Origin of the sequence: Emticicia agri, from assembly GCF_004168285.1 — a bacterium.
In the GTDB taxonomy this organism is placed as follows: domain Bacteria; phylum Bacteroidota; class Bacteroidia; order Cytophagales; family Spirosomataceae; genus Emticicia; species Emticicia agri.
In genome coordinates, this window is the sequence record NZ_SEWF01000097.1 from 1 (window position 1) to 7,006 (window position 7,006).

At 39.1% G+C, this 7,006-nt stretch carries 4 protein-coding genes; 1 reads left to right on the forward strand and 3 read right to left on the reverse strand.

Features of this window, described 5'->3' with window-relative positions:
- Both EWM59_RS26965 and EWM59_RS26970 read right to left on the reverse strand, forming a co-directional pair.
- On the reverse strand, positions 1-2,340 hold a 2,340-nt coding region (locus tag EWM59_RS26965; protein ID WP_130024311.1), incomplete at its 3' end, for a BspA family leucine-rich repeat surface protein.
- Positions 2,341-2,615: 275 nt separating this feature from the next.
- On the reverse strand, positions 2,616-3,890 hold the full coding sequence (locus EWM59_RS26970; RefSeq protein ID WP_130024312.1) for a DUF349 domain-containing protein: 1,275 nt from the start codon (positions 3,888-3,890) through the stop codon (positions 2,616-2,618).
- A gap of 205 nt (positions 3,891-4,095) precedes the next feature.
- On the opposite strand from EWM59_RS26970, the gene ettA reads away from it, so the two are divergent.
- On the forward strand, positions 4,096-5,760 hold the full coding sequence (gene ettA / locus EWM59_RS26975) for an energy-dependent translational throttle protein EttA (protein WP_130024313.1): 1,665 nt from the start codon (positions 4,096-4,098) through the stop codon (positions 5,758-5,760).
- Positions 5,761-6,280: 520 nt separating this feature from the next.
- On the opposite strand, the gene EWM59_RS26980 is transcribed toward ettA, so the two are convergent.
- A partial coding sequence (locus EWM59_RS26980; protein ID WP_510186009.1) for a transposase family protein occupies positions 6,281-7,006 on the reverse strand: 726 nt, incomplete at its 5' end.

Here is a 7,006-nt window from a genome sequence, read left to right on the forward strand (position 1 = left end):
TGCAAACATTGAAGACATATTAATAACATTGGTAGTGTTCCAAGAACCAATCGGCTGGTTAAAAGCGGAGGCATCTTCAAACATCTCATACATTGTAGTAACCTTGGAAGTGTTCCACGAACCAATAGGCTGATTAAAAGCAGATGCCCTAAGAAACATACCAGACATATCAGTAACCTTGGAAGTGTTCCACGAATCAATAGGCTGATTAAAAGCAGATGCACTAAGAAACATAACTGACATATCAGTAACATTGGAAGTGTTCCAAGAACCAATCGGCTGGTTAAAAGCAGATGCACCTGCAAACATAGAAGACATATAAATAAGATTAGCAGTATTCCAGGAATCAATGGGCTGGTTAAAAGCGGATGCATTTGCAAACATTGAAGACGTACTAATGACACTAGACATATCCCAGGAATCAATAGGCTGATTAAAAGCAGATGCTCTTGCAAACATGTTAGACATTGTATTAACATTGGCAGTGTTCCATGAAGCAATCGGCTGGTTAAAAGCGAATGCACCTGCAAACATTGAAGACATATTAATAACATTGGTAGTGTTCCAAGAACCAATCGGCTGGTTAAAAGCGGAGGCATCTTCAAACATCTCATACATTGTAGTAACCTTGGAAGTGTTCCACGAACCAATAGGCTGATTAAAAGCAGATGCCCTAAGAAACATACCAGACATATCAGTAACCTTGGAAGTGTTCCACGAATCAATAGGCTGATTAAAAGCAGATGCACTAAGAAACATAACTGACATATCAGTAACATTGGAAGTGTTCCAAGAACCAATCGGCTGGTTAAAAGCAGATGCACCTGCAAACATAGAAGACATATAAATAAGATTAGCAGTATTCCAGGAATCAATGGGCTGGTTAAAAGCGGATGCATTTGCAAACATTGAAGACGTACTAATGACACTAGACATATCCCAGGAATCAATAGGCTGATTAAAAGCAGATGCTCTTGCAAACATGTTAGACATTGTATTAACATTGGCAGTGTTCCATGAAGCAATCGGCTGGTTAAAAGCGAATGCACCTGCAAACATTGAAGACATATTAATAACATTGGTAGTGTTCCAAGAACCAATCGGCTGGTTAAAAGCGGAGGCATCTTCAAACATCTCATACATTGTAGTAACCTTGGAAGTGTTCCACGAACCAATAGGCTGATTAAAAGCAGATGCCCTAAGAAACATACCAGACATATCAGTAACCTTGGAAGTGTTCCACGAATCAATAGGCTGATTAAAAGCAGATGCACTAAGAAACATAACTGACATATCAGTAACATTGGAAGTGTTCCAAGAACCAATCGGCTGGTTAAAAGCAGATGCACCTGCAAACATAGAAGACATATAAATAAGATTAGCAGTATTCCAAGAACCAATCGGCTGGTTAAAAGCGGATGCACTTGCAAACATATGAGACATATCAGTAACATTGGCAGTATTCCATGAGCCAATCGGCTGGTTAAAAGCGGATGCTCTTGCAAACATTGAAGACATATTAATAACATTGGTAGTGTTCCAGGAATCAATCGGCTGGTTAAAAATGGGTGCATTATTAAACATTCCGGACATATTAATAACCTTGGAAGTGTTCCATGAGCCAATTGACTGGTTAAAAACGGATGCACTCTCAAACATTCCATGCATATCAGTAACGTTGGCAGTATTCCATGAGCCAATCGGCTGGTTAAAAGCGGATGCACTCTCAAACATTCCATGCATATCAGTAACATTGGTGGTATTCCATAGGCCAATCGGCTGGTTAAAAAGCCTTGCAGTTGAAAACATACCAGCCATATTAGTAATATTGGAAGTATTCCATGAAGCAATATTAGCAGGGGAATTTAAACTATAGCAATAGGCAAACATATTGCTCAGATTTGTAACACTTGTCAAGTCAGGAATATCAGAAGCATTTATCTGAAGATAAGCACATCCTGAAAAGGCATTTTCCATACTTGTCCAGGATGTACTACCCCAGTTTTCGACCATTGTAAGTCTACCACTATCTACACCCCGGTTGATAATGATTCTTTGAAAATTTGTAGGGTTAATTTTTAAGCTAATGACTGCATTGTCAGGTAAGCCGGTAATAGTTGCGGTAGAACCTGTAAAAGTTCCTGACCCTGAAGAAGCCGATGCGGGTATCGTTTCCCAAGTATAGCTTACAGCGCCACTGGTTGCCACACCAAAAGACAGTTGTGTTTCACCAGAACCAAAAGCGGAAAGATCCCAGCGAGTAACAAAGCTTTGAGCTTCTGTGTGCGAAAAATAAAATGAAAACAAGAAAGGGAGAAAAATTGTGATAAGTTTCTTCATACGATGTATGGTGATTTTGTATAAAAACCAGACTTTGTTGCAATAATCTTGCACTTTGCTATCCCCTTTAAGTCAGGTATTTTTTTAGGTACTTTATATACTATTCACTTATGGTTAACAAAGGTAAAAATAAGTGTTACGTTATGTATATGATTTTTATTATACGGCAAGAAATTATCTGTAAAGGATTTCAGAGTTTTAATGAAGATTTAAGATTGGTTTTAAACAAAAAAACCCGTCGATTGACGGGCTTCTCTGTTAAATTTTAATATATCTTATCCTACATTCTGTGCGGCACGTCTGAGTTCTTCTAAGATTACTTCTTTCATTAACAACTTGCGTCGTTGGGTCTGAATATTAGAAGTCATGATTTTATCCATGTCAGGATTACGTGCCACGCCATCGTAGCTTTCAATCAATTGTTTTAGTTCGCCACGGGCACGGGTAACGATACTTTCCATCTCACGATATTTGGTTAAGACCTGTTGTCTTTCGCTCAGATAATTGTAATTAGGCAGTTTTCTTGTAATTACTTTCATCAGATAACTTAACTCAAAAATCTTATCGCAAGCCGCTCTGAAACGTTCTGCCACGTTGCGTACTGCCAGATGTGAAGGTACCTTGATATTCTTCCAGTCGTTAAGCAATACTTTTGCTCTTTCGGTAGAAGCAAAAATATCTTTGGCGTCTGCCAATCTCTCAGCTTCCTCCATCATTTTTTGTTGTGCTTCTACACGAGGGTCAACTCTGGTTTTAATCTGGATACCCTTGGCATTACAATATTTTTCGTAATAAAGAGTCGTTAGTTTTTTGAAACGGCGGAACTCGAATTTCAAACGTTTCGGAGGAACATCCCCTACATTTTTCCATTCGTTCTGTAATCTTTTCAACTCGGCAAAAGATAGCTCCCAGTTACCCATGCGGAATAGCTGTTCTGCCCCTTTTACCAGTTCCATGTATTTTTCCATACGTTCGCCGATGATTCTGTTCTGTTCTTCGTAGAAAGCTTTTCTACGTTGATAGAAATCATCGAGTACTTCACGGAATTCTGTTTCTATCTCGTCCTGATAGGGTTTGTCAACAGGTCCTGTTCTGATCCAACGGGTTTTAATATCTTGCAGCTTGTCAGCTACAACACCCCAGTCAACATCTTCTTTGGCTTCCTTGGCTTCATCAATCAAGGCTTGCTTGATTGTAAGATTATTAGCCTGGTTGCCTACGATAAGGCTACGAAGATATTCTTCTTGCTCATCTAATTTTTTGAGCAATGGAATAAAGTCGCCGATACCGTCAAAGTTCAGCAGTCGTTTGCGAAGTTGCGTGAGTTTTGTTAAGAAGGATCCCTTATTCTGGGCATCCGTGATTTCCGTTTCTAATTGATTAACCTTGTTTACCGCAATCTGGTAACGGTTAATGAAGTACTGGAAAGCTTCTTCTTCTGTGCGTTTTACTTCGCCGATTTGTCGGTCGGGCATATCTAAGTAGCCCTTTAAGAATACCTTACCGTCTTTGATGTAAGCATATTCGTTTTCTAATGTTACGCCGTCCATAATTAATTAAAAATCACATGGCTTGTGAGTCAAGGGTTGTGGTTTGAAAAGGTAAAATTCGCAGTTTTTTTGTATAATGCAAACTTGAATGACGATATTTGAGACAAAATTTTATTTTAGGAAGAAAAATAACCTGAAATATGACATATTTTTCAAAAATTTAATATTGAAGCATAAAAAACTATCTAAGAAACCCCATTAACCCATGAGTGAGCAAATTATTTTTTCGATGGAGCGGGTGAGTAAAATCATTCCTCCGAATCGTCAGATTCTTAAAAATATCTATCTTTCTTTTTTCTATGGCGCAAAAATCGGTGTATTAGGTCTCAATGGTTCAGGTAAATCTACCTTATTGAGAGTTATTGCCGGAATCGATAAAAACATCAATGGCGATTTAGTATTCTCGCCTGGTTATACTGTTGGTCTGCTTGAGCAGGAACCGCAACTTGACCCTACTAAAACTGTAAGGGAAATAGTAGAAGAGGGGGTACAGGAGATTGTAGATTTATTGAAAGAGTTTGATGACATTAATAACGCTTTTGCTGAACCCGATGCCGATTTTGATAAACTGCTTGAAAGACAAGGAGTAGTACAGGAAAAACTTGACCAACTGGATGCGTGGGAATTAGATACCCGGCTGGAGCGTGCGATGGATGCCCTGCGTTGTCCGCCGGAAGAGGCAAAAATTGCCACCTTGTCGGGTGGTGAAAAACGTCGGGTAGCTCTTTGTCGCTTATTGTTGAAACAACCCGATGTGCTATTATTAGATGAGCCTACCAACCACCTGGATGCAGAGTCGGTACTATGGTTAGAGGAACACCTGCGCCAGTATAAAGGAACAGTAATTGCTGTAACCCACGACCGTTATTTCTTAGATAATGTAGCCGGATGGATTTTAGAGTTGGATAGAGGCGAGGGTATTCCGTGGAAAGGTAATTACTCATCATGGTTAGAGCAGAAGCAAAATCGATTAGCAAAAGAAGAGAAATCTGAATCAAAACGTCAGAAAACTTTACAGCGAGAATTAGAATGGGTGCGAATGGCACCAAAGGCTCGTCAGGCAAAATCTAAAGCCCGTTTAGCTGCTTATGACCGTATGGTGAACGAAGATAACAGAGAAAGAGAAGAAAAATTAGAGTTATTTATTCCGCCGGGGCCACGTTTGGGTAATAAGGTAATTGAGGCCAAAGGTGTAAAAATGGGCTTTGGCGATAGACTACTATATGAAGACCTGAATTTCAGTCTTCCACAAAATGGTATTGTCGGTATTATCGGACCTAACGGTGCGGGTAAAACGACGCTGTTTAAACTCATAACAGAACAGCTACAACCCTTGGAAGGAACATTTGAAGTAGGCGAGACCGTAAAACTATCTTATGTTGACCAGGAGCATAACCAGTTAGACCCTGCAAAATCAGTTTACGAACTGGTTTCAGGCGGTAATGATTGGGTGATGTTGGGTAATAAACAGGTAAATGCCCGTGGCTATGTAAGCCGTTTCAATTTTCAGGGGTCAGATCAGGAAAAGAAAATAGGTACTTTATCAGGTGGTGAAAGAAACCGTGTGCATTTGGCCATGATGTTGAAAGAAGGCGGTAACTTATTGCTATTAGATGAGCCTACCAACGATTTGGATGTAAATACGCTTCGTGCCTTGGAAGAAGGTCTGGAAAACTTTGCAGGGTGTGCGGTTGTTATCTCCCATGACCGCTGGTTTTTAGACAGAATTGCTACGCATATATTAGCTTTTGAGGGTAATTCACAGGTGTATTGGTTTGAAGGAAACTTCTCGGAATATGAAGAAAACCGTCGTAAAAGATTAGGCGTTGATGCAACACCTAAACGGATTAAGTATAAGAAATTGCAGTAAACACCTAAATTAAAAGCCCCTCTCCTTTTTTCAGGAGAGGGGTTGGGGTGAGGCTTCTTCGTTAAATAGTTATGTGAATCAAGGGTTGAAATTATCAGAAACAAACAAGGAGTATTTTGTTAAATTGCAAAATGCGACCTTTACAATTAATACAAACTTACAGCCTTGTTTGTGAGTGCTATGATACGCACATGAGTTTACATTTCCAAAGACAGAGCAATAATAATTGTCCTGAATTTACAGACCAAGAGGCAATAACGATTTACCTATGTGGTATTTTCGAAGGCCATTATAGCCATCGCTCAACTTATAATTAGGCTTTCCTTGGAAATTCTCTTAGATAAAATATTCTAACGACAAGACACTCAAAAATCTGAGTGTCTTGTTGATTTTCAAAGAGCAACATCTTTAAAAAGTACAATCTATCGTGAGTTTTTCGTCAATTGAGACTTTTCTGTTTACGAGTAGACACACTGAACCACCCCATTTTATGGGTGAGTTTTGATATGAAATTTTCAATTTAAGCGGCCATTTGGGCTTGCCTTTGAGCTTTCTGTCTTCGTTTGGCAATCAAAACAGCATTGGCAGTGTGAATACCGAAAAATAGCCAAACTTGTTCGTTGTCAGGACTTCTGGCTTTGTTCTTATGCAAGAGGTAATGTTCCTTTTCATTACCAAAACTGCCTTCTAAACGTGTAGCTCTTTCTTTATTAAGTACTGCTTTGATTTGTTTGGTAGCTTTATCATCTTTTCCAGTACCCTTTCTAATAAAGTTGGTCTGGATGTTCTTCTGAGTAGTATATTTACGATTTTCATTGGTAGCATAAATCCTGTCAGCAGCTATATGGGTACATAGACCAAAAGTACTTTTATGTTTGACTATACTGATTTTCAGACGTTTACACTCATTGAAGGCTTCATAACTTCCATATTCAATTATGCTGATTCCACCTACCTGCAACTTATGAACCTTCATTCCGAACTCTAAGGGTTTATTCTCTTTTCCCCTGATAATGGGTCTGAGGTAGGGTTTGTACAAACTTACTATCCGGTTTGGTATCTTGGCTTGTGGGTGTAAGTATCGCTGTTTTTGCTGTTGATAAACCAGTTTAATGGTCTTAAATGTTTCAGCGTCTACCATACTTAATCCTTTCGCTTGAGTTTGATTGAGCAGGGATTGATAGGCTTCTATTCCTTTATCCAACAATTTTAGTAAAGCATTTTGCCTGCTTCTGGTTTTTCTATA